The 21,281-nt window shown below is 71.2% G+C and carries 23 protein-coding genes; 3 read left to right on the forward strand and 20 right to left on the reverse strand.

Translation table 11 applies throughout. The annotated features are described in order from the left end of the window. Positions 1–13: 13 nt before the first annotated feature. From E3N83_RS16940 to E3N83_RS16965, 6 genes are all read right to left on the reverse strand, one after another. Positions 14–2,002, reverse strand: coding sequence for an IPT/TIG domain-containing protein (locus E3N83_RS16940; protein WP_151084322.1), 1,989 nt, complete (start codon positions 2,000–2,002; stop codon positions 14–16). A gap of 130 nt (positions 2,003–2,132) precedes the next feature. Beyond that, on the reverse strand, positions 2,133–2,528 hold the full coding sequence (locus tag E3N83_RS16945; RefSeq protein ID WP_151084323.1) for a GFA family protein: 396 nt from the start codon (positions 2,526–2,528) through the stop codon (positions 2,133–2,135). A gap of 9 nt (positions 2,529–2,537) precedes the next feature. Beyond that, entirely contained in the window at positions 2,538–3,941 is a 1,404-nt protein-coding gene (locus E3N83_RS16950; RefSeq protein ID WP_151084324.1) for a threonine/serine exporter family protein, read from the reverse strand. A gap of 22 nt (positions 3,942–3,963) precedes the next feature. Further along, on the reverse strand, positions 3,964–6,099 hold the full coding sequence (locus E3N83_RS16955) for an MMPL family transporter (RefSeq protein ID WP_151084325.1): 2,136 nt from the start codon (positions 6,097–6,099) through the stop codon (positions 3,964–3,966). A gap of 241 nt (positions 6,100–6,340) precedes the next feature. Next, complete coding sequence (locus tag E3N83_RS16960; RefSeq protein ID WP_151084326.1) at positions 6,341–7,018, reverse strand: response regulator transcription factor; 678 nt, start codon at positions 7,016–7,018, stop codon at positions 6,341–6,343. A gap of 19 nt (positions 7,019–7,037) precedes the next feature. Beyond that, positions 7,038–8,168 (reverse strand): sensor histidine kinase, encoded by a 1,131-nt coding sequence (locus E3N83_RS16965; protein ID WP_151084327.1) that lies wholly within the window; start codon positions 8,166–8,168, stop codon positions 7,038–7,040. Positions 8,169–8,288: 120 nt separating this feature from the next. Here E3N83_RS16965 and phoU point away from each other — a divergent pair, with 120 nt between their 5' ends. Continuing rightward, entirely contained in the window at positions 8,289–8,945 is a 657-nt protein-coding gene (phoU, locus tag E3N83_RS16970) for a phosphate signaling complex protein PhoU (protein ID WP_151084328.1), read from the forward strand. A gap of 429 nt (positions 8,946–9,374) precedes the next feature. Here phoU and E3N83_RS16975 read toward each other — a convergent pair whose 3' ends face one another. Genes E3N83_RS16975 through E3N83_RS16985 form a run of 3 tightly spaced genes read right to left on the reverse strand, consistent with a single transcriptional unit; the run spans position 9,375 to position 11,496 of the window. Beyond that, positions 9,375–10,118: a phosphoglyceromutase gene (locus tag E3N83_RS16975; RefSeq protein ID WP_191907847.1), complete on the reverse strand. Its 744-nt coding sequence runs from the start codon at positions 10,116–10,118 to the stop codon at positions 9,375–9,377. Next, positions 10,118–10,690: a copper chaperone PCu(A)C gene (locus tag E3N83_RS16980; protein ID WP_151084329.1), complete on the reverse strand. Its 573-nt coding sequence runs from the start codon at positions 10,688–10,690 to the stop codon at positions 10,118–10,120. Before E3N83_RS16980 ends, E3N83_RS16975 begins: the two co-directional genes overlap by 1 nt. Before the next feature lie 41 nt (positions 10,691–10,731). Further along, positions 10,732–11,496 carry a UbiA family prenyltransferase gene (locus tag E3N83_RS16985; RefSeq protein WP_151084330.1) on the reverse strand — a complete coding sequence of 255 codons (765 nt, stop codon included), beginning with the start codon at positions 11,494–11,496 and terminating at the stop codon, positions 10,732–10,734. A gap of 194 nt (positions 11,497–11,690) precedes the next feature. Here E3N83_RS16985 and E3N83_RS16990 point away from each other — a divergent pair, with 194 nt between their 5' ends. Both E3N83_RS16990 and E3N83_RS16995 read left to right on the forward strand, forming a co-directional pair. Then, positions 11,691–12,176: a CarD family transcriptional regulator gene (locus tag E3N83_RS16990; protein WP_151084331.1), complete on the forward strand. Its 486-nt coding sequence runs from the start codon at positions 11,691–11,693 to the stop codon at positions 12,174–12,176. 81 nt (positions 12,177–12,257) lie between these two features. Then, complete coding sequence (locus tag E3N83_RS16995; protein WP_151084332.1) at positions 12,258–12,959, forward strand: 2-C-methyl-D-erythritol 4-phosphate cytidylyltransferase; 702 nt, start codon at positions 12,258–12,260, stop codon at positions 12,957–12,959. Here the strand turns inward: E3N83_RS16995 and E3N83_RS17000 are convergent. The 11 genes from E3N83_RS17000 to E3N83_RS17050 all read right to left on the reverse strand — a co-directional run bounded on the left by E3N83_RS17000 (position 12,919) and on the right by E3N83_RS17050 (position 21,280). After that, positions 12,919–13,227 (reverse strand): hypothetical protein, encoded by a 309-nt coding sequence (locus E3N83_RS17000; protein ID WP_151084333.1) that lies wholly within the window; start codon positions 13,225–13,227, stop codon positions 12,919–12,921. The two genes, E3N83_RS16995 and E3N83_RS17000, sit on opposite strands and share 41 nt — an antisense overlap. Beyond that, positions 13,224–14,021, reverse strand: a complete 798-nt coding sequence (locus E3N83_RS17005; RefSeq protein WP_238342954.1) for an IspD/TarI family cytidylyltransferase — start codon at positions 14,019–14,021, stop codon at positions 13,224–13,226. Before E3N83_RS17005 ends, E3N83_RS17000 begins: the two co-directional genes overlap by 4 nt. 41 nt (positions 14,022–14,062) lie before the next feature. Beyond that, a complete protein-coding gene (locus E3N83_RS17010; RefSeq protein WP_151084334.1) occupies positions 14,063–15,388 on the reverse strand; it encodes an NAD(P)H-dependent oxidoreductase in 1,326 nt (441 codons plus the stop codon). 21 nt (positions 15,389–15,409) lie between these two features. Further along, positions 15,410–15,793, reverse strand: coding sequence for a PTS glucitol/sorbitol transporter subunit IIA (locus tag E3N83_RS17015; RefSeq protein WP_151084335.1), 384 nt, complete (start codon positions 15,791–15,793; stop codon positions 15,410–15,412). Next, positions 15,790–16,161: a PTS glucitol/sorbitol transporter subunit IIB gene (locus tag E3N83_RS17020; protein ID WP_151084336.1), complete on the reverse strand. Its 372-nt coding sequence runs from the start codon at positions 16,159–16,161 to the stop codon at positions 15,790–15,792. Before E3N83_RS17020 ends, E3N83_RS17015 begins: the two co-directional genes overlap by 4 nt. Positions 16,162–16,207: 46 nt before the next feature. Next, positions 16,208–16,801: a PTS glucitol/sorbitol transporter subunit IIB gene (locus E3N83_RS17025; RefSeq protein ID WP_151084337.1), complete on the reverse strand. Its 594-nt coding sequence runs from the start codon at positions 16,799–16,801 to the stop codon at positions 16,208–16,210. Continuing rightward, on the reverse strand, positions 16,798–17,445 hold the full coding sequence (srlA, locus tag E3N83_RS17030; RefSeq protein WP_238342955.1) for a PTS glucitol/sorbitol transporter subunit IIC: 648 nt from the start codon (positions 17,443–17,445) through the stop codon (positions 16,798–16,800). The genes E3N83_RS17025 and srlA overlap by 4 nt, the downstream gene beginning before the upstream one ends. A gap of 146 nt (positions 17,446–17,591) precedes the next feature. After that, positions 17,592–18,011: a transcriptional regulator GutM gene (locus E3N83_RS17035; protein WP_151084338.1), complete on the reverse strand. Its 420-nt coding sequence runs from the start codon at positions 18,009–18,011 to the stop codon at positions 17,592–17,594. After that, the gene (locus tag E3N83_RS17040) at positions 18,011–18,994 is read right to left on the reverse strand and encodes a sugar-binding transcriptional regulator (protein WP_151084339.1); all 984 of its coding nucleotides are present in this window, start codon (positions 18,992–18,994) and stop codon (positions 18,011–18,013) included. Before E3N83_RS17040 ends, E3N83_RS17035 begins: the two co-directional genes overlap by 1 nt. A gap of 76 nt (positions 18,995–19,070) precedes the next feature. Next, positions 19,071–20,285 (reverse strand): dihydrolipoamide acetyltransferase family protein, encoded by a 1,215-nt coding sequence (locus E3N83_RS17045; RefSeq protein ID WP_151084340.1) that lies wholly within the window; start codon positions 20,283–20,285, stop codon positions 19,071–19,073. Then, the gene (locus E3N83_RS17050; RefSeq protein WP_151084341.1) at positions 20,285–21,280 is read right to left on the reverse strand and encodes an alpha-ketoacid dehydrogenase subunit beta; all 996 of its coding nucleotides are present in this window, start codon (positions 21,278–21,280) and stop codon (positions 20,285–20,287) included. The genes E3N83_RS17045 and E3N83_RS17050 overlap by 1 nt, the downstream gene beginning before the upstream one ends. Position 21,281: the final 1 nt, after the last annotated feature.

The following is a 21,281-nucleotide window of genomic DNA, read 5'->3' on the forward strand; positions in this document are numbered from 1 at the left end:
CGAGCGGACACGATCAGCTGAAGCGGTAGCGGTCGGCGCGGCTCGTGGGGCTCGTGCCCCCGAGACTCTTGACCGTGACGTGGACCCGGGCCACCTTGTGCTTCGGGCTGGTCACCCGGATCTTGGTCGCCGACACGACGGTGACGTGCTTGCCGGCCGTGCTGCCGAACAGCACCTTCGAGCCTGCCGTGAACCCCTTGCCCGTGATCGTCACACGGGTCCCGCCCTTCCGGGTGCCCGACGCCCGCGAGAGGCCGGAGACCTTCGGTCGGGCGAGGTAGGTGTACCGGTCTGCGGACGTGACGGCCGTGGGTCCGGACGAGGTGCTGACCCTGACGTCGACGGTGCCCTTGGCGTGCTTCGGCGTGGTGACGGTGATCGAGGTGGGTGACACGACGGTCACCGCGGAGGCTGGGGTGCCGCCGAAGGCGACGGTCGCTCCGTTGGCGAACCCGGTCCCGGTGATGGTGACGTGCTGGCCTCCGGCCGCCGGGCCACTGGCCGGGCTGACCGCGGTCACCGTCGGCGCGCTGCCGGTGTAGGTGTAGTGGTCGGCTCCGGTCGTCGGGCTGGCGCCGGCGGCCGTCGTCACGGTCACGTCGGCCACGCCCGAGCCGGCTGGGATGGTGGCGTCGATGTGGCCGGCGTCGAGGATCGTGAAGGTGGCGGAAGCGGCTCCGAAGTGGACCGCGGAGGCGCCCGGGAACCCGGTACCGGTGATCGTCAGGTGCCCGCCGCCGGCAGCCGGTCCGCTCGTCGAGGAGAGTGAGGTGACTGCTGGTGTCACCGCCGCGATCCCCTGGAGGCAGCCACTGACACCCGCGACGAAGTCGTGGTTGCTGAACTCCTCCTGGGTCAGGTAGTGGTGGCCGTTGATGGTCTGGTTGTAGTGGAAGCCGGCGGCGCCGGACAGGGTGCCGTAGATGTAGGCGCAGTTGTCGCCGTTCTCGTTGCCACCGTCGGTGGCAGTCGGGGTGTCGTACCACGTGTCGAGCCTGGGATCGGTGATCGCCTCGGCCATCTCGTGGCTCAGCGGGCTGATCTCGACGTCGGCGTCCTTGTCGTTGTTGGGCTGCTGGACCCCGCCACCGAGTCCCTCGGCCGTGCAGGAGAAGCCGGTCCCGGACTGGTAGGCAGGGAAGGGCATGTTGGCGTAGATCAGGTTCTGACCGGCGCCGGCGAAGCTGTGGTAGGCGCAGTACGCCGCGCTCGGCTGGTGGTTGAGGGTGCAGGCGTTGTTCGAGCCGATGCCGGTGGAGCCGGCGTTGAAGCACGACTCCACGTGCTTGGGCAGGAACAGCACGTAGAGATGCCCGAGGTCGGTCGGCAGGCTGCCCGCCGTCACCACGGACTGGGTCTCGGCGATGACCTGGGCGTCGTCGAGGCAGTGGGAGTAGCCCGTGCCGTCGGCGTAGATCAGCGTGGTGTCGTTGGACGCCAGCGTGCAGCCGTCGCCGGGCAGAGCCGTGGTGTCGCTGACGGGAGTGCCGACCGACATCCGGTAGTTGATCGCACCGTTGCTGCCGGAGTACTGGAACATCGTCGCGAAGACGTTGCCCACCTTGCCGCTGTCGGCTGCCAGGTCGTTCAGGTAGCCGGTGATCAGGGTCTTGTAGCCGGAGGTGAACGCGAAGCCGGAGGGCTCCCAGAAGATCGGTGTGATCACGACCTGGTCGCCGGTGCTCTGGGTGCCCATCACCGGGCCGCCGTGGTTGACCAGGGGCGGGTTCGCGCCCGCGAGGTACGGCGCCTCGAGGCCGGCCGCGGCCCCGGCGGCGCACCCGGGCGCTGCGCGTTGCGGATGCACGATGCCGCCGATCCGCCCGATCCGGGAGGGTCCGGCCACGGTGGGCGACGAACAGCCGGCCGGGGCCTGCGGCGGCGAGGCCGAGGCGGTGGCGCCGACCAGGCTGGCGCCCAGCAGGGCGACGACGGAGGTGGCGACCGCGAGGAGGCGGTTCCTGGTGCGCTGCGGTCGGGCCGCTGCCGGGTGGATGGTCACGTGTGGTCGTCCTTCGTGAGAAGCCGGGTCCCGGGAGCTGGCGAGTTGCACAGTAGTGGTCAGGAGGCCGGGAGGTCCCGGATTGATACATCCGCGATGGCGAGACCCCGCCGCCACGGGACGGGAGCGCTCACTCCGTGGGGCGCTCGGGCAGGTCGGGCCGGATGAAGTAGTCGCTGGCCTGGGAGGTCCACCAGGCCTCGACGGTGTGCAGCCCCGTCGGGACCTCCAGCGTCCCGGCGCAGATCGACACCCGCGTGGGGTCCGACTCGGCCCGCCAGAACAACGACGAGCCGCAGGTGCGGCAGAACCCGTAGGCCGCACCGGGCACGGCGTACCAGGTCAGCTGCCCGGTGGGGTCCTCGACCTGGAGGTCGGCCACCCCGGCGGCGCTCGCCGCCATGTGGTGCCCCGTGAAGCGGCGGCACCTCTCGCAGTGACAGTCGGTCACCTCGCGCAGTGGGCCGGTGACCGCGTAGGCCACGGCACCGCACAGGCAGCGACCGGTCCTCCCTTCGGCTGACATGGCGCGAGCCTAGGTGGGATCCGAGGTGGCCCGCCGCGCCCGGCGGCGGCGCAGGCGACGCACCGTGTGCGGGCCGACCAGTCGTGGCCCCGCCAGCTTGCTCTCGAGTCGCCGGGTCTCGCGCCGGATCGGCTGGGCGAGGTACTCACCCAGGATCGCCCCGGAGCTGAGCGCGATCGCGATGGCGGCCGCCGTGACCATCGCCAGGAGAGCCGCGCTCGCGTCCGTGCCGAGGAGGGTCAGCCCCCGGAAGATCGACAGGCCGGGAAGGAACGGCGTGATGCCGGCGGCCACGACCACCAGAGCGGGAATCCGGGTCCGGGTCGCGACGGGGTAGCTCGCCAGCCCGAGCAGCAGCGCCGCCAGGGCGGACGACCAGGCGATCCCGAAACCCTGCTGGTACACCGTGGCGTACACCCAGATCGCGACCGCGGCGACGGCCGCGATCGGCGCCAGCGCCCGGGGTGGGGCGTAGGCCGAGAAGGAGTAGGCGGCCGCGGCGATCGCCCCACCGATCACCATCACCGGGGTCTGGGCCAGCGAGTAGGCGCCGGGGTTGAGCCGGCCGAGATCGACGCCGAGGACCGTCGAGAGCTGGAGGCCGCCGCTGACCCCGGCCACGACTCCCGAGGTCGCCACGAACGCCTCGAGGATCCGGGCGCCCGCGGTCACCGGGAAGCCGGTCAGGGCGTCCTGGATGGCGCCCAGGAAGTTCACGCCCGCCAGCAGCATGATGATGCTGGTCGAGATCACCAGGCTCGGCGAGACCTCGGCCGGCGTGGCGGTCACGGCCACGGCGATCAGCGTCGCCAGCAGTCCTCCGGCCACCTGCTGGTAGAACGCCGGCAGCCGGCGCCGGCTCATCTGCCGCTGCATCAGGTCGACCAGCATGGCGGCCGCCGCGGCGACGGCGACGACGAGCCAGTCGCCGCCCAGCACCATGCCGACGCCACCACCCATCACGCCGAGTGCGGCGGTCACCGACCACCGGGGGCGGGCGTGACCGGTGGAGATGATCCGGTTCAGGCGGTTGGTGGCCTCAGCCCGGCCGATCGAGCCGTCGACCAGGGCCCGGATCAGATGGTCGACCTCGGTGAGGTCGCCATAGTCGACCTCGCGGTAGCGCACCTGCCGGATCTGGATCAGGGCGGGATCCTCCGGCGAGGACTGGTAGCTCATGGTGAGCTCGGTGAACATCACGTCCGCGGTGTAGCCGCGCAGTCCGCAGGCCCAGGCCACGTTGCGCATCGCCGCGCTCACGTCACCGGCACCCGCGCCCGAGGACAGCAGCAGCTCGCCGATCCGGAGCGCGAGGTTCATCGTCGCCGCGATCTCGCGGGTGTCCGCCGGGCGCGCGACCGGAGACTCCGCCGGTGCGGTCGGTTCGTCGGGCTCGGCAGCGGCAGGTGGCATGGCGCGACCAGTGTGCCGAACTTCAGTCGCCGACGGCGACCTCGGGCTGCTCGGCGTGGACGACCGACGGCGGGACCCGCAGGATGCGGGCGACCGAGTCGGGGAGCTTCCAGTTCCAGGAGCCGAACAACGAGACCAGCGACGGCACCAGGACCGAGCGCACCAGGGTCGCGTCGAGCAGGATGCCGAAGCCGAGTCCGGTGGCGAGCACCTTGATGTCGGTGCCCGGACCGGAGGCCAGCGCGGCGAAGGCCAGGAACAGGATCAGCGCGGCGCTGGTCACCAGCCGGCCGGTGCGGCCGATGCCGAGCACCACGGCCTCGTCGGTGGACGCGCCCGCGTCGTACTCCTCACGGATCCGCGACAGGATGAACACCTCGTAGTCCATCGAGAGCCCAAACAGGAACGCGAAGACCATCAGCGGGATCCAGAAGGTGACGGCGCCGGTCTCCTGGATCCCGAAGACCGCCTGCGAGCCGTAACCCTGCTGCCAGAACAGCACCATCAGGCCGTAGACGGCGGTCAGCGAGACCAGGTTGAGGATCACCGCCTTGAGCGGCAGCAGCAGCGAGCGGAACGCCCGCACCAGCAGGACGTAGGTGAGGAACGCGATCAGCAGCAGCATCAGCGGGAAGTTGCCGTAGACCGCGTGCAGGAAGTCGACCTGGGCGTTGCCGAGACCGGTCACGCCGAGCACCCCGTCGGTCTTGTCCGCCAGCGCGGTGACGTCGCGGACCACCTGGACGCTGGAGGAGTTCACCGTCTCCGCGCTCGGGATCAGCACCACGACGGTCTGACCGTCGACCGACGAGCCGGGGCCGGACGGCACCACGGCATGGGTGATGCCGTCGACCCCACCGAGGGTCTGGGCCACCGCCTGGGCCTTGCTGGTCTCGGTCAGGACCTCGATCGGCGTCAGCGACCCGGTGGTCACCCCTCCGCTCTTGAGCACCTGGAGGGTGTCGAAGGCGGCGCCGTTCTTGGCCAGCGACGACGAGTCGGCGGCACCGATCTTGATGCCGAGGAACGACACGAAGAGCACCCCGATCACGGCCAGCGCCGCAACCGCCGCGATCCAGCGGCGGCGCACGACGAGGCGCGCCCACGCCGTCCAGCCCCGGCTCGGCTTGTTCTCGTGGCGGATCTTGGGCCAGTCCACCCGGGGGCCGATGCTGCCCAGGATCGCCGGCGTCAGCGTGAGCGTCACCAGCACCGAGGCGAGCGGGATCAGCGCCCCGCCCATGCCGATGCTGCGCATGAACGGCACCGGCAGCACGACCAGCGCCAGCAGGCCGATCGCGACGGTCAGCCCGCTGAACAGGACCGCGTGCCCGGCCGTCTCCATCGCGGCCACGACCGCGTCGTGGTTGTCCTTGCCGTGGTCTCGCTCCTCGCGCCAGCGGGTGACGAACAGCAGGGAGTAGTCGATCGCGACGCCGAGCCCGACCAGCGCGACCAGGAACTGGACGATGAACGACACGTCGGTGAGGTAGGTCAGGGGCAGGAGCAGCAGGAACGTGGTCAGGATGGACACCGCCGCCACGACCAGTGGCAGGAAGGCGAGCATCGAGGCGAAGACGAACAGCAGCACGATCAGTGCGCCGAGTGCGCCGAGCAGCGTCTCGGTGAGCACGCCGTTGCCGCCCGAGTCGTCACCGACGGCGAGCGCATCCATACCGGTCACCCCGACCGTGGCACCGGGCGGCGCGGCGGCACCCACCGTGGACCTGACCAGCTTGGTCGGCACCTGGTCGGCGAAGCTCTGCGGGAAGGGGTAGAACACCATCGCGTACGCCGTACGGTCGTCCGAGGTGCGGAAGGCCTTGTCGCCGGTGTTGGCCTCGTCGACCACCCGCAGGGGCACGTCGGCCGAGCCCAGCGAGGCGAACGCCTTGGCCACCTGGGCCTCGTGGCCGGTGATGGTCTGGCCCGCGGGCAGGGTGACGGTGGCCAGGAGCGGCGAGGTGTTACCGCCGTTGTGGAACTCCGCGATGATCTTGTTCGCCGCGGTGTCGCCCGGCTGGCCGGGCAGCGAGAAGTTCACCGTCATCCGGTTGCTGACGGTGCCGGCCACGGCGCCGCCCGCGAGGAGGATCACCGCCCACCCGATCACGATCACCAGTCGGTGCCGCAGCACCAGCTCTGCCAGACGGCGCATCGGCTCGTCCCTCCCCGTCCTCGTCGCGAGTCTGGAGGCTAGCGCGGCCCGCCGACAACGCGCCTCCGGGAATTCCCTGAGATGTGGTCTCGACTCCGCTCGACCACCGAGCTGCTCCGCTCGACCACCGAGCTGCTCCGCTCCACCACCGAGCTGCTCCGCTCGACCACCGAGCTGCTCCGGTCGACCACCGGGTGGCTCCGCTCGACCACCGAGCTGCTCCGCTCGACCACCGAGCGGCTCAGAGGTCGAGCTTGTAGCCGAGGCCCCGGACGGTGACCAGCAGCTCCGGCCTGGCGGGGTCCTGCTCGAGCTTGGCGCGCAGCCTCTTCACGTGCACGTCGAGGGTCTTGGTGTCGCCGACGTAGTCCGATCCCCAGACCCGGTCGATCAGCTGCCCACGGGTGAGCACCCGGCCGGGGTTGCGCAGGAACATCTCGAGCAGCTCGAACTCCTTCAGCGGCAGCCGTTGCGGGTCGCCGTCGACGGTCACCGTGTGCCGCTCGACGTCCATCCGGACCGGGCCGGCCTCGAGGGTCATCGGGGCCAGGTCGGGCTCGGTCCCGCGCCGCAGCACGGCCCGGATCCGGGCCACCAGCTCCCGAGGCGAGTACGGCTTGGTGACGTAGTCGTCGGCCCCCAGCTCGAGCCCGACGATCTTGTCCACCTCGTCGTCCTTGGCGCTGACCATGATCACCGGCACGTTGGAGCTCGCCCGGATGTGCCGGCACACCTCGGTGCCCGACAGCCCGGGCAGCATCAGGTCCAGGAGCACGATGTCGGCGCCGTTGCGGTCGAACTCGGTGACCGCGTCCGGCCCGGTGGCTGCCAGCGAGACGTCGTACCCCTCCTTGCGGAGCATGTACGACAGCGCGTCGGCGTAGCTCTCTTCGTCCTCGACGACGAGCACGCGCGTCATGTGGGTCTCCTCGATGTGGTCATGCGTTCTCCTCCTGGCGGGATCGGGGCAGGGACAGCGTGAAGGTGGAGCCCTGTCCCTCGAGGGACCACACCCGTACGTCGCCACCGTGGGTGGCCGCGACGTGCTTGACGATGGAGAGCCCGAGCCCCGTGCCACCGGTGGAGCGGTGCCGGGCCGGGTCGACGCGGTAGAAGCGCTCGAAGATCCGGTCCAGCTCGTCGGAGGGGATGCCGATGCCCTGGTCGACGACCGAGATCTCGACCATGTCGTCGGCGGCCTTGGTGGTGACGAGCACGGTCGAGTCGCTGCCGGAGTAGGCCACGGCGTTGGCGACCAGGTTGGTGATCGCCGCGGAGACCTGCTCCTCGTTGCCGAAGATCCGCAGACCGGAGGTGCCGCCCGTGACGACCTTGATGTCCTTGTTCTGGGCGTCCATCACGGTGAAGTCGACCGAGCGCGCGATCACCTCGTCGACCTCGACCAGGTGGGGAGCCTCGACCGGCTCGTCCCCCTGGAGGCGCGAGAGCTCGATGATCTGCTGCACCATCCGGGCGAGCCGGTCGCTCTCGGTGAGCATCCGCCGGGCGAAGCGCTCGATGGCCTCGGGATCGTCGGAAGCGTCCGAGACAGCCTCCGCCAGCAGCTTGATCGCCCCGACCGGGGTCTTCAGCTCGTGGGACACGTTGGCGACGAAGTCACGGCGGACGGCCTCGACGCGGCGCTCGGTCGTGCGGTCCTCCATCAGGGCCAGGACCAGTCGCGAGCTCAAGGGCGCCACCCGGGCGGTCACGGTGCGGGCCGGTCCGCTGCTGCGGGGGAGCACGAGGTCGGCCTCGCGGATCTGGCCGTCGCGCCGCACCTGACGGACCAGCTCGGCCAGCTCGGCCGAGGCCAGCCGCTGACCGCGCACCAGACCCAGGGCATGGGCGGGCGCGGAGGCCTTCACCACCTCGTCGTCGTCATCGACCACGACGGCGCTGCTGCGCAGCACCGACAGGACTGTCGCGACGCCCGCCGGCAGCACGGGATCGTCGGCGGGTTGGGCGGCGGCGAGCTGGGCCTGGCTGACGTGCCAGGCCAGGACGGCCGCACCGGCGACGACGGCCCCGATGAGCGCGGCGACGAACGCCTGCGTCGTGGGGCTCACGCCCTGATCGTACGCACCGCTTCACCCGGAGTTCGCTCACGAGCGGTCCGCCGGGTCACTGTTCACGGCGCGTTCACCCGTCGACCCCGTCTGGTCACCTTGGGCGCCTACGGTGTGTCCATGCGTGAAGCCTTCCACGAGCAGCTCGACTCGATCTTCTCCGACCTCGCCGAGATCTGCGACGCCGTCGAGAAGTCGGTCCGGCTGGCGACCCAGGCGCTGCTCAACGGCGACGCCGAGATCGCCGAGGCGGTGATCGCCGCCGACGCCAAGGTCGACCGGGCCCGCGAGCGGGTCGAGGAGACAGCCTTCTCGCTGCTGTCGCTGCAGCAGCCGGTGGCCGGCGACCTGCGCGTGGTCGTGTCGGCCCTGCGCATGGTCAGCGAGCTCGAGCGGATGGGCGACCTCTCGGTCCACGTCGCCAAGATCGCCCGGCTGCGTGTGCCCGAGATCGCGGTGCCCGAGGACGCCCGCGCGACCGTGGCCCGGATGGGCGACGTCGCCGAGGACATGGTCCGCCGGGTCTCCGCGGTGATCACCGAGCGTGACGTCGAGGCGGCGATCGCCCTGGGCCGAGACGACGAGGAGATGGACCAGCTGCGCCGTACGTCGTTCACCCAGCTCCTGGGGGACGACTGGCAGCACGGCGTGGAGGCGGCCATCGACATCGCCCTGCTCGGTCGCTACTACGAGCGGATCGCCGACCACGCGGTGTCGGTGGCCAACCGGGTGGTCTTCGCGGTGACCGGTCAGTTCCCGGTCGCCAGCGACGCCTGACAGCCGTCCCGCGTCTCGACACGCCCGTCACGGCCTCGCAGGCTCGGCCGTGGGGCTCGCTCGACCTCGCTGAGCGCACGGAGCGCGCTCGTGCCTCGCGTGCTCGGGCGCGTTCCGGGTTTCGACACGCCCGTCACGGCCTCGCAGGCTCGGCCGTGGGGCTCGCTCGACCTCGCTGAGCGCACGGAGCGCGCTCGTGCCTCGCGTGCTCGGGCGCGTTCCGGGGTCTCGACCCGCCCGTCACGGCCTCGCGGGCTCGGCCGTGGGGCTCGCTCGACCTCGCTGAGCGCAGGGAGCGCGCTCGTGCCTCGCGTGCTCGGGCGCGTTCCGGGGTCTCGACCCGCCCGTCACGGCCTCGCGGGCTCGGCCGTGGGGCTCGCTCGACCTCGCTGAGCGCAGGGAGCGCGCTCGTGCCTCGCGTGCTCCTGCTCAGCGACCCTGGTTCGCTACTGCTGCCGCGGCCGCAGCCGCGGCGTCGGGGTCGAGGTAGGTCCCGCCCGGGACCGTCGGGCGCAGGTCGTCGTCGAGCTCGTAGACCAGCGGCATCCCGGTCGGGATGTTGAGCGCGGCGATGTCGTCGTCGCTGATGCCGTCGAGGTGCTTGACGACACCGCGCAGGCTGTTGCCGTGGGCGGCGAGCAGCACGGTCTGTCCGGTCCGCAGGTCGTCGGCCACCGGGCCCTCCCAGTAGGGCAGGAGCCGGGCGATGACGTCCTTGAGGCACTCGGCGCGGGGCAGCTCGTCACCGAGGTCGGCGTACCGCACGTCGTGGGCCTGGGAGAACTCGCTGTCGTCGTCGAGCGGGGGCGGCGGGGTGTCGAACGAACGGCGCCAGAGCATGAACTGCTCCTCGCCGTACTCGTCGAGGGTCTGCTTCTTGTTCTTGCCCTGGAGGGCGCCGTAGTGGCGCTCGTTGAGCCGCCAGCTCCGGCGGACCGGGATCCAGTGCCGGTCGGCGACGTCGAGGCTGACCGCGGCCGTGGTGATCGCCCGGCGCAGGAGAGAGGTGTGGACGACATCGGGGAGGATGCCGGCGTCGCGGAGCTGCTCGCCCCCGCGGACCGCTTCGGCCCGTCCCTTGTCGGACAGGTCCACGTCGACCCAACCGGTGAAGAGGTTCTCGGCGTTCCAGAGGCTCTCGCCGTGACGGAGGAGGACCAGGGTGTAGGTCATCAGCTGGCGGAGGCGGTCGGGGAGGCGGTCGGAGACGCGCTCGGGGAGGTGTTGTCGGTGACCGTGCCGCTGGGCCCGCTGGCCGACGAAGACGGCGTGGACTGGTCGAGGCCGGCCCACTGTCCCTGCCCGTCGTCGAGGAAGACCGGCACGTTGAGCGTGGCGCTCTCGCCGTCGTCGAAGGTGAGGGTCAGGGAGACGTACTGGCCGGGGGCGAAGGTGCCGGTGACGGCGATGCCCTGGCCCGGCGTCGCGAGGTTGACGTAGCCGTTGGGGTCGATCGGGATCGAGCTCGTGGTCACGTCACCCACGGCCGTGCCGTCGCCGGAGATGCCGGTGAGGGTGACGGTCTTGGTCTGGTCGCTGTTGGCGAGGCCGGCGACGAACGTGCCCGAGTTGGGCGCCTTGCTGACGATCGCCGCGTTGAGGACGTCGACCGTGCCGTCGCGGTAGTTCGCGGCCGCCGTGATGGAGTTGATGCGGTCCGTCGCGTAGTTGAATCCGCACGCGCCGAGGAGGCCGGCGGTCAGGAGGCCGACCGCACCGAGCGCGCATGTCCGTCGCAGGTTCACGCGCCACAGACTAGCGGGCGCCGGAGCCGCTCTCGACGGGGCTACTGCGACAGCCCGACGGTCGCGCCGACCCATGCGATCACGGCCAGGACGAGCAGGCAGAACGCCGCCGAGAGGGCCAGGAGGCGCGGTGCCCCGACGCGCAGGGCGAGCCGGAGCGGCAGGTGGTGGCGTCCGGCCCGGTTGTCCTCGACCAGGCCGGACAGCGAGGTCAGGACGTGGACACCCACGCCGAGCACGGCGGCGGCGACGGTGATGGCGATCGTCGGCGGGTGGCCGGTCGCTCCGCCGCCCCAGCCGCCGTACGAGAGGAACGCGGGGTACAGGGCGAAGCCGACCGCCCACGGCACCCAGGACAGTGCCCCGCGGCGCAGCCAGCGGTTGCCGGCCAGGGCGACCAGCAGGGAGAGCAGGTAGCAGATCCCGGCGGTGATCCCGCCCGACAGGGAGAGGGGTACGACGAGCAGCACCCCGCAGGCGAGGGCGAAGCCGACCGTGGCACGGTCCAGCGGCCCGGTGACCAGGGGCTTGTCCGTGCGCTCGTCCTCGCGGTCGGCTGCCTCGTCGACGAGGTCGTTGTCCCAGCCGAGCAGGGCCTGGCCCACCAGGACGGTCGCCAGCACCAGCCCCACCTCGCGCGCCGCGCGACCGGAGGCCGCGGCGGCGACGGCCAGGGCGACGGCGGTGGCCAGGGCCCGGCGCGGGTGCGCGGCCCGGGCCAGCTGGACGACGCCGAGCCGGCCTAAGCGCCCGGGTCCGCCACCGGAGGGCGCCTCCGGTGCTGGTGGTGCCAGAGGTGCCGACATGTCACGCAGTATCGGTCATCGACCGACTCGCCGGACACCGCGAACGGCGACACGCCGCTCCCCGACCGGGCCTCGCTGGCACACGATCCGGCTTCCTGTCAAGCCCCGAGAGGGCCTCTGACCTGCGCAAACGATGAAGGAGCCCGCGTCGGGACGTGTTAGAATGGTCATACACGAAGGGTGGTACCGAACATATGTCTTTCACCGTGGGCGAAACGGTTGTTTATCCCAATCACGGGGCCGCTGTCATCGAAGACATCGAGATGCGGCAGATCAAGGGTGAGGACAGGCAGTACCTCGTCCTCCGCATCGTGGCACAGCAGGACCTCGTGGTCCGGGTCCCCGCGTGCAACCTCGACCTGGTCGGGGTGCGCGACGTGGTCGACAAGGAAGGCCTCGATCGCGTCTTCGACATCCTGCGCGCAGCGCACGTCGAGGAGCCGACCAACTGGTCGCGTCGCTACAAGGCCAACCTCGAGAAGCTGCACAGCGGCGACGTGAACAAGGTCTCGGAGGTCGTGCGCGACCTGTGGCGTCGCGAACGTGACCGTGGGCTGTCGGCCGGCGAGAAGCGGATGCTGGCGAAGGCTCGCCAGATCCTGGTCTCCGAGCTGGCCCTGGCCGAGCACACCAACGAGGACAAGGCCGAGGCCATGCTCGACGAGGTGCTCGCCTCCTAGTCCGACCTCGGCTCCACACGACGGCCCCGCACACTCCGGTGTGACGGGGCCTTCGTATGTCGTGGCGGCTACGGTTGCCGCGTGGACCACGTCAACGCGCGCGCCGTGGTACCGCTCGACGGTCGCGGGACGCTCGTCTTCGAGCCCCTGCACGACGAGCCGCTGTATCTCTTCGCGGTCCGTACGCTGACTCGAGTCTGCGACGAGATCGTGGTCCGGGTCGAGGCCGACCAGGCCGACCGGGTCCGCTCCGAGGTCGCCGGGCTGGGCTCCGCGGTCCAGGTCCTGTCGTCCGGCCCGTGGTGGGACGAGGTGCGCGGGGCCGGGGCCGGGCCGCTGCTGGTCCACGATCCGCTGTGCCCCCTGACCCCCGACGACCTGCTGTCCTCGCTCCTGGAGCAGGCGTCGTCCGGCAGCACGTCGTACGCCGCGGTGCGGCCGGTGACCGACACGGTCAAGACCGCGGCCTCCGGACGGATCACCGGCACCATCGACCGCGAGGGCCTGGTCTCGCTGGCCTCGCCGGCGGTCATCGCCGCGTCGGTGCTCGAGGCGGCCGACGGGCCGCCGCCACTCGACGACCTCGCGCACCTGGTCACCTGGCTGCGCGCCCGGGGGGACCTCGAGCTGGTCCACGCCCCGTCGCTGGCACGCCGCGTCGACGACGTCTCGGCGGTCCACCTGCTGGAGTGCGTCGACGAGCTGGGTCGCCAGCTCCGGCAGGCACGCCGGACGCCCACAGTCAGCGGCGGACCAGCGCCCAGACCTCGCGAGCGAGCTTGACCGGCTGCCGGGCGACCGCCCACGGCAGCCGGACGGCGTAGCCGACCGGGTCGCGGCTCCAGCGGCGCAGCATCCGGCGGGGCTTGCTGGCGACCCGCTGCTCGAGGTCACGGGCGTAGGCCGGCAGCATCGCGCGCGGGATGACCTCGACCTGGGTCCCGCACACGGTGCACTTGGTCAGCTCCAGCAGCCGACCGGCGTACTTCAGCTCGTGGTCGGTCACGGCCTCGCAGGTCTCGCAGGTCAGCTCGGCGTACGCGGTGCTCATCGTGGTTGCCTCGGCCTTCCGCCGTACGGCCAGAGGTCGCGCAGGTGATGGTGCGGTGGCTGTTCGAGGCCGTCGGAGAGATCGTAGTCCGCCCGGGCGAGCAGGCGCTCGGCCAGGAAGAGGTCGTCGGGGAAGGTGATCTTGATGTTGCGGGCGTCACCCTCCACGCAGGTCACGGCGAGGTCGGTGTAGCGCTCGATGCAGCTCGCGGTGTCGGTGCCGACGAAGCCGTCGTCGCCGGCCCGCCGGTAGGCCTCGAGCAGCGGTCGGGCGGCGAACGCCTGGGGCGTCTGCACGGTGACCACCGAGTCGTCGGGGACCTGGGTGGCGCCCACGCCGGTCAGCCCCCGGTGCTCGCGCACCGGGATGGCCCCGCCGTGCTCGGCGGCCACGGCGATCACCTCGGCGAAGAGCCGGGACGGCGCCAGCGGCCGCGCGGCGTCGTGGATCACCACCACGTCCACCTCACCGGCCTCGATCATCGGCCCCAGCGCCTGCAGCGCCGCCCACTCCGACGCGTGCCGGGTGTCGCCGCCGACGACCAGGTCGATCTGCGGCGGACGCACCTCGCGGTCGAGCGTGGCCAGGACCGCCGACCGGTCCTCCTCGCGGACCACGAGGGTCGTGTGCACGACCCCGGGCAGCAGCCGCGCCCAGCGGATCGACCACGTGAAGACCTGCCGACCGGCCAGGGGCAGCAGCACCTTGTTGGTGTGGTGCCCCGAACGCCGGCCCTCGCCGGCCGCGAGCATCACGAGCGCAGCCCGGGGCAGGCGGCTGGTGGGCTCGGGCACTCCCGAAGCGTAGTGGCGAGGTGGGCGTCATCGCGGCTCGGTCAGCGGGCGATGGCCGCCTGCAGGTCCTTCAGCGAGGGGACGTCCTCCCCGCGGGCCATGGCCTCCTGGTAGCGACGCATCTTCACGATCAGGGAGTCCTCGTCGAGCTCGACGTCGTCGTAGCTGAGCATGTGGTCGGCGGGGACGTCGCGGACCAGCCGCGCACCGGCGAGCACACCCAGGGGTACGCCGTTCTCCTCGAGGAAGTCGTCCGCGGGGTCCGCGAGCCCGCGGATCGTGTCGGTGCCGATCCCGGTGATCAGCTCGCCGGCCTTGAGCGGTCGCTTGCTCTCCGCGCCCACCTCGGAGGTCCAGTGCTCCGAGGTCAGGCTGGCCTCGCGGTCGAGGACCATCGAGTAGACGGTCAGCGGCGCCTCGATCGAGGCGAGGTGGTAGGGGCGGTAGAGCGAGAAGTAGGGGCCGTCGCCCATCTGGAGGTAGGCCATCTCGTGCTGGACGTAGGGGTCGTCGGTGCGCACGATCACGAACACACCGGGGGCGACCGGGCCGATGCAGTAGTCCACGACACCGGGGCGGTCGAGGACGCCGCCGTCCTCCTGGAGGGCGAAGGTCTCGTGCAGGGTCGGGACCGTGGAGCTCGGGCCGTACATGCCGCGCCGGCTCATCTCCAGACCGGTGGTGTTGGCCAGGGCGGCCATCTCGATCATGGCCTTCGAGCCGTCGACGAACTCCGTGAGCATCTTCGGGTTCATCTTCTTGCGAGCGGCCTCGGCGGCCAGTCCCTCAGGAGTGGCGTAGGGGTCGAGCGGGTTGTTCTTGCCCTTGCCCGCGCAGATCACCTCGAGGTTCAGGTCGCGGGCGAAGTCGACCAGGATCTTGGTCTCCACCGGCTCGTCGCCGCGGCACACCGAGTAGAGGCGGCCCGACTCCTCGGCGAGCCGGAGCATGTAGCGCCCGACCGTGACGTCCTGCTCGACGTTGAGGGTGGCGTAGTCCATGCCGGCGGCCAGCGATTCGATCGCCGTACGGGCGCCGACGTCGGGTACTCCCGTGGCCTCGACCACGATGTCGAGCGGAAGCGCTCCGATCTCGTCGACACCACCCAGCGCGACGGACTCGCCGTTCTCGATGGCGCGGGCGGCGACGTCGGGGTCGGTGGCCGACGAGGCGGTGATCCCGGCCTGGGAGAAGGCCTCCACGGCACGGTCACGGTCGACGTCGAAGACCGCCGAGAGGGAGACGCCGGGCATCTTCAGCAGCTGTGCGGCGAAGCCTCGTCCCATCTGCCCGGCGCCGATCAGGCCGACCCGCACCGGGCGACCCGTGTCGTCGAGCCGGCGCTGGAGACGATCGCGGTAAGACATGGTGAGCTCCTTGGGGGAAGGTCAGGCAGGGCGGGTGATCCGGAACGAGTCGCCCGGAGCGAGGAGGGGGAGTGCGCCGACCGCGACGCAGACGTCGCCGGGCAGCTTGGCGGTGGTGCGCCCGTCCGCCTTGAGGTCCAGGTGGCCCAGGTTGAGCAGGTTGTCGCGGACGACCTCACCGACGGCGAGGACCTCCAGCGACACGTCTCCGAGATGGATGGTGTCGCCCGGCTGGGGGCCGTCGTCCGCCACGTCGGCCCGGTGGAGCACGGAGATGTCGTGCAGCTCCTCCGGGGCGTGGTCGCCGAAGAAGATCAGGATCCCGTGGTCCAGGAAGGCCTGGACCTGGGAACCGACCTTGGTGACGGTGGTGGCGTAGACGGCCCCCTGGCCGGGCTCGGTCATGCTTCTTCCACGTTCTCGGGCTTCACGCCGGAGACGAACAGCTCCTCGGTGATGAACTGCGCCAGCGGCCCGGCCGGGCTGGTGGCGTGGATGTCCACTGTGAGCACCTTCTTCATCGGGTAGACCCCGACCCTCGCCGTACCGCCACAGTCGATGACGGCGACGGCGAGCTTGTCGAAGGGGGCCGAGCTCGAGAAGCCGTCGAAGGCCTCACCGCCCGTGAGATCGGCGATCCGTTGGGCGACCGGATGGATGCCGCCCCCCGTGATGGAGGCGATCAGGGGTCGGCTGTCGCTCGGGGTGACGGTGAGGGGTCCCCCCCACCCGCCCCGGCCGGCGCTGACCTTGACTGACTTGTACTCGGCCATGATGACTCCGTTTCGGTTGATGGCTGGACAGGTCCAGCCTGCATGGTCAGTTGCTGGAGGTGTAGAGGCCGAAGCTCGCGAAGTAGGCGATCACCACGGAGACGGGCCCGGTGATCATCCGCGAGATGAGCACCGCCGGCACCCCGATCTCCACTGTGTGTGGTTCGGCCTCGCCGAGAGCCAGGCCGACCGGGATGAAGTCGCAGCCGACCTGGGGGTCGATCGCGAACAACGCCGGAAGGGAGTACTGCGGCGCGATGTCACCGGCCGCGATCCGGGTGCCCAGCAGCACGCCGATCACCTGGGCGATGACGGCTCCGGGGCCCAGCACCGGGGACAGGATCGGGATGGAGCAGAAGATGCTGATCACGAGCAGGCCGGGCAGGCTGCTGGCCAGCGGGCTGATCCAGTGGGCCAGGTGGTCGCCGAGGCCGGTCTTGTTGATGATGCCGACCAGGACCGAGATGAAGGCCATGAACGGCAGGATGTTGCGGATCACCGTGTCGATGGTGTCGCGACCGGCCTGGTAGAGGATGCCGACGACGCCGCCGACGGCCTTGCCGACCGTGACCAGCACCTTGCTCATCTTGTCGAACGCGCTGCCGCCCGCGGGCGTCTTCGCTGCAGTGGTGGTGCTCATGCCGTGGCCTCCTCGGCCTGCTGGGCCTGCGCTGCCGCGTTGTCACGACGCGTCAGCATGGCGGCGGTGATGAGCTCCGTGAGGATGCCGCGGAGCAGGATGACGACGAGGCCGACCAGGAGGTAACGGACGGCGAGGTCGCTGGTGTTGAGACCGAGCTGGGTGATCCCGCCCGCGATGCCGAGGTAGACGAAGAGCTCGCCTGCGTTGGCGTGCGGGAAGATGCCGGTGATCGGGTGCACGAAGCTCACGGCGGAGTCGTAGAACGCCGGCTTGTACTTCTCGGGGAGGAACCGACCCATGGTGTAGGCCATCGGGTTGGTCAGGAAGAACACGGAGAGGACCGGGAGCACGAGGTACCGCACGGGGTACCACTGGATGCCGGGACGTCCTGCGGCCTCGCCGACCTTGTCGATGCGCTCCGGCCCGATCAGCCGGATCAGCGCGTTGATCGCGGTCAGCAGCACGACCAGCAGCGGGATGATCCCGGTGACCAGGGCGAGGAAGAAGTCGCCGCCGGCCTGGAAGAGGCCGATGAACCACGTTGCGGCATCGGCCAGCGCCCCGAAGAACCCGGTCGGTGGGTTCACCGTCGGGGCGGTGGTGGCCATCGGAATGGCAGCCGCCAGTTCTGTGAATGGCATGATTGCTCCTGTCGAGTCGGCCCCCTCGGTGAAGGCACGTTCGTTTGATGCTTGCCTGGCATCTGAGGTGTAGCTCGAGCGGTGTCCGCTCGATCCTGCTTCGCTCGACGGGCGTGGGCTCCACCCCGCGTCCGTCGGGCGAGGTCTCATCCGGCGCTGGTCGGGACACCCCCTTCCGCGTCCCGCGTGGCCCGCTCGCGACCCTCGACGAAGAGCGTGGCGGCCTGGCGGGCTGCCTCGCGCTGCTGACGGGTCAGGGCGGGGATCTCACGGTCGCTCCCGAGGCGACGAAGAGTCTGGCCGCACGCGCCCGGGAGGGCGCGAGCGCGGGCGAAGGTGGTCAGCCCCTGGAGGGTGATCGCGTCGACGACGGTGTCGCGCTCGTCCACCGCGATCGCGACGAAGGCGCGACCGCCGCGGTAGCGCTTGCCGCCGGCGCCGACGCTGACCGTGCCCTGGGCGCGCAGGGCGACGACGGCCTTGTTGAACGCGGTCGCCTGGTGGAAGCTGAAGTAGAGCTGCACCATCCATCCGGCGACGACTGCGGCAATGATCGCGAACCACATCAGAGCGTGCTCCTCTTCTCGTCGCTGGTCCGAGCGGCGCTCAGGACGCTGCGGGCCAGGCTCTCGTCACACACCAGCGAGTCGATCAGCCGGCCGTTCAGGGCGCCGAGGACCCCCGGCGCCTTGGCGCGGCCGTGGGCCACGCCGATCACGTGGGGGATCGACACGAGGTCGTCCAGGGTGGCGCCGACGATGCGGTCGTCGACCGCACCCTTGATCCGGGTGCCCTGCTCGTCGTAGTACCGCGCAGCGATGTCGCCGACCGGGTGGGCGTCCCAGAACTCCTGGCGCTCGGCGGGGCTGAGCCGCATCGAGTCCAGGATCGCCGCGGAGGACCCGACGGTCGGGGTGCCGATGCCGACCATGGCCAGGTCGGCCCGGCCGGCCTCGGCGACCGCTTCGGCGATCGAGGGCTCGGCCATCAGGGCCTGGCGCACGGCCGGGGACTCGACGGTCGCCGGCGCGTGCAGGAAGCGGTACTGCGCACCCAGGCGTACGGCGAGCTCCCGGACCAGCTCCTGGCCGCTGATCTCGTTGCTGATCGCGGACAGGCCGCCGACCAGCTGGACCAGGCTGAGCTGGTGGAAGGCCTGCTCGGAGGTCGTCGCGTAGACCGCGGACTGGAGCGCGTGCCCCCACGAGATGGCGACGGTCATGGAGTCCTTGAGGCTCTCCAGCAGCAGTCGCGCGGCCTGCCGACCGACCTGGTCCTCGGTGCGCTGGCCGGACCGCGCCACGTGGGCCACGCGTACGTCCTGGAGGCCGAACCTGGCAGAGAGCTCCTCCTCGAGCGGCTCGACCCGGCCGGCCGGGTCGTGGATCCGGAACTCGACGATGCCCTGGCTCTGGGCCTCGGTCAGCATCCGCGACACGTTCGACCGGCTGGTGCCCAGGGCGTCGGCGACCTCGGCCTGCGACCGCCCCTCGAGGTAGTACAGGCGCGCGGCCGCGACCAGGGTGGCCGGGTCTCGGTTCGCGGGCATTATCACCTCTGTGCACTCAATGATTCACAAACGTTCGGGTAGTTGTACCGTTGTGACGCAGGTCACGTCAAGGGTTTCAGCCCAGGTATCGGACGATTTCGTCGAGCAGGGCGGCGCCGTGGGCGCCGTCGGCGATCCGGTGGTCGACGGTGAGGCCGGCCTCGAGCGTGAGCGCGAGCCCCACCCCGCCGGGCACCGCCACCGGACGACGTCGGATCGAACCCAGGGCCAGCACGCTTCCCTGGGGCGGCGTGAGCAGCGCGTTGAAGCGGTCCACGCCGAGGCCGCCCAGGTTGGACAGGGAGGCGTTGGCCACGGCCATGTACGCCGGGTCGACCTTGCCGGTCTGCGCGGCCTGCACGACCGCCCGGAGCTCGCGGTCGCGGTCGGCGGCCTCGCCCAGGTCGGGCTCGACGAACGTCGGCACCAGCAGGCCTCGGTCGGTCGCCACCGCCAGCGCCACGGCCGGCGGGCCGGGCTCGGTGGGACCGCCGTCCTCCCAGCGGGACAGCAGCTCCGGCACGGCCCGCAGGCCGGCGGCGTAGGCCCGCAGGAGCACCGTGGTCCACGAGACGCCCGCCCGAGCGGCGTCGGCGGTGTCGAGACGGATCTCGCGCCAGACCGTGAACTGCGGGATCGCGGCGCTGGGGGTCATCGTGCGCGCGACCACCCGGCGTACGGCGGTACGACGGTCGGGGGAGGCCGGTGGCCGCGGTGCGGCGGCCGGCGGCGGTGTGGGTTCGGGTGCCACGGGAGCCGGGGCGGCCACCGCCGCAGCGGGCGCCGGACGGTCGGCCAACGCCTCCACGTCGGCGACCGTGACCAGACCGTCGGGACCGCTGCCGGTCACGGTTGCCAGGTCGAGGCTGTGAGCCAGCGCGAGGGCGCGGGCGCGGGGCACTGCCGCGACCGGGCGGTCGTCCGCCACCGGCTCCGGACCCGGTGCCTCCGGCTCCGGGACCACCGGTGCGGCCTCCGGCACGAGGTCCGGGGCAGCGGCGGGCGTCTCGTCGTCCGGCTCGAACAGGTCGCCGAGCATGTCGGTGTCCTCGTCGTCGCTCTCCACCCAGCCGATCGGCTCGCCGACGTCGACCATGCCCGAGTCGTGCACGATCTCGACCAGGGTGCCCGAGACGGTGCTCTCGACCTCCATGTCGACCTTGTCGGTCATCACCTCGCACACCGGGTCGCCGGTGCGCACCTCGGCGCCCACCTCGACCAGCCAGGTCGAGACCTCGCCCTCGGTCATGGTCATCGACATCTTGGGCATCCGGATGGGGCGGCGTGCCATCAGGACTCCTTGACCAGGGTCTGCGCCGCCTCGACGATGTCGGCCACCTGGGGTACGACGGACCGCTCGAGCTGAGGCGCGTAGGGGATCGGGACATCGAGACCGCTGAGCCGCTTGATCGGGGCCAGCAGGCGGTACAGCGCCGGGGACTCGGCGATCCTGGCGGCGAGCTCGGCGGTGTAGCCGACGTGGCCCGGAGCCTCCTGCACGAGCAGGGCGCGACCGGTGGTGGAGACGTCGTCGAGGATCGGCCCGGCATCCAGCGGCGTGAGGGTCCGGGGGTCGACCACGGAGATGTCGATGCCCTGCTCGGCGAGGACCTCGGCGGCCTCGAGCGCCCGGCTGACCATGATCCCGGTGGCCACGACGGTGACGTCGCGGCCCTGACGGCGTACGGCGGTGGTGCCGAGCGGGGTGCGGAAGGCCTCCTCGGCGACCGGCCCGGAGGTGCGGTAGAGCAGCTTGTGCTCCAGCACGATCACCGGGTTGGGGTCGTCGATGGCGGCCAGGAGCAGGCCCTTGGCATCCTCGGCGGTCGCCGGCATCACGACCTTGAGACCGGGCACGTGGGCGAACCACGCCTCCAGGCTCTGGGAGTGCTGGGCCGCGGCGCCGGTGCCCGAGCCCAGCGGCGCCCGCAGCACCAGCGGCACGTTGGCCGCGCCGCCGAGCATGAAGTGGATCTTGGCGGCCTGGTTGACGATCTGGTCCATCGCCTGGTTGGTGAAGTCGGAGAACTGGATCTCCACGATCGGGCGCATGCCGGCCAGCGCGGCGCCGACGGCGGCACCGACGATGCCGAGCTCGGAGATCGGGGTGTCGCGGATCCGCTCGCCGCCGAAGCGGCCGTAGAGGTCGCCGCTGACGCCGAAGGCTCCGCCGTACACGCCGATGTCCTCGCCGAGCATGAAGACGCGGTCGTCGGCGTCCATGGCCTGGCCGATGGCCTCGCGGATGGCTTCGGCGTAGGTGATGACGCGGGTCTGGTCAGTCATG

The organism is Nocardioides cynanchi (assembly GCF_008761635.1).
GTDB lineage: Bacteria > Actinomycetota > Actinomycetes > Propionibacteriales > Nocardioidaceae > Nocardioides > Nocardioides cynanchi.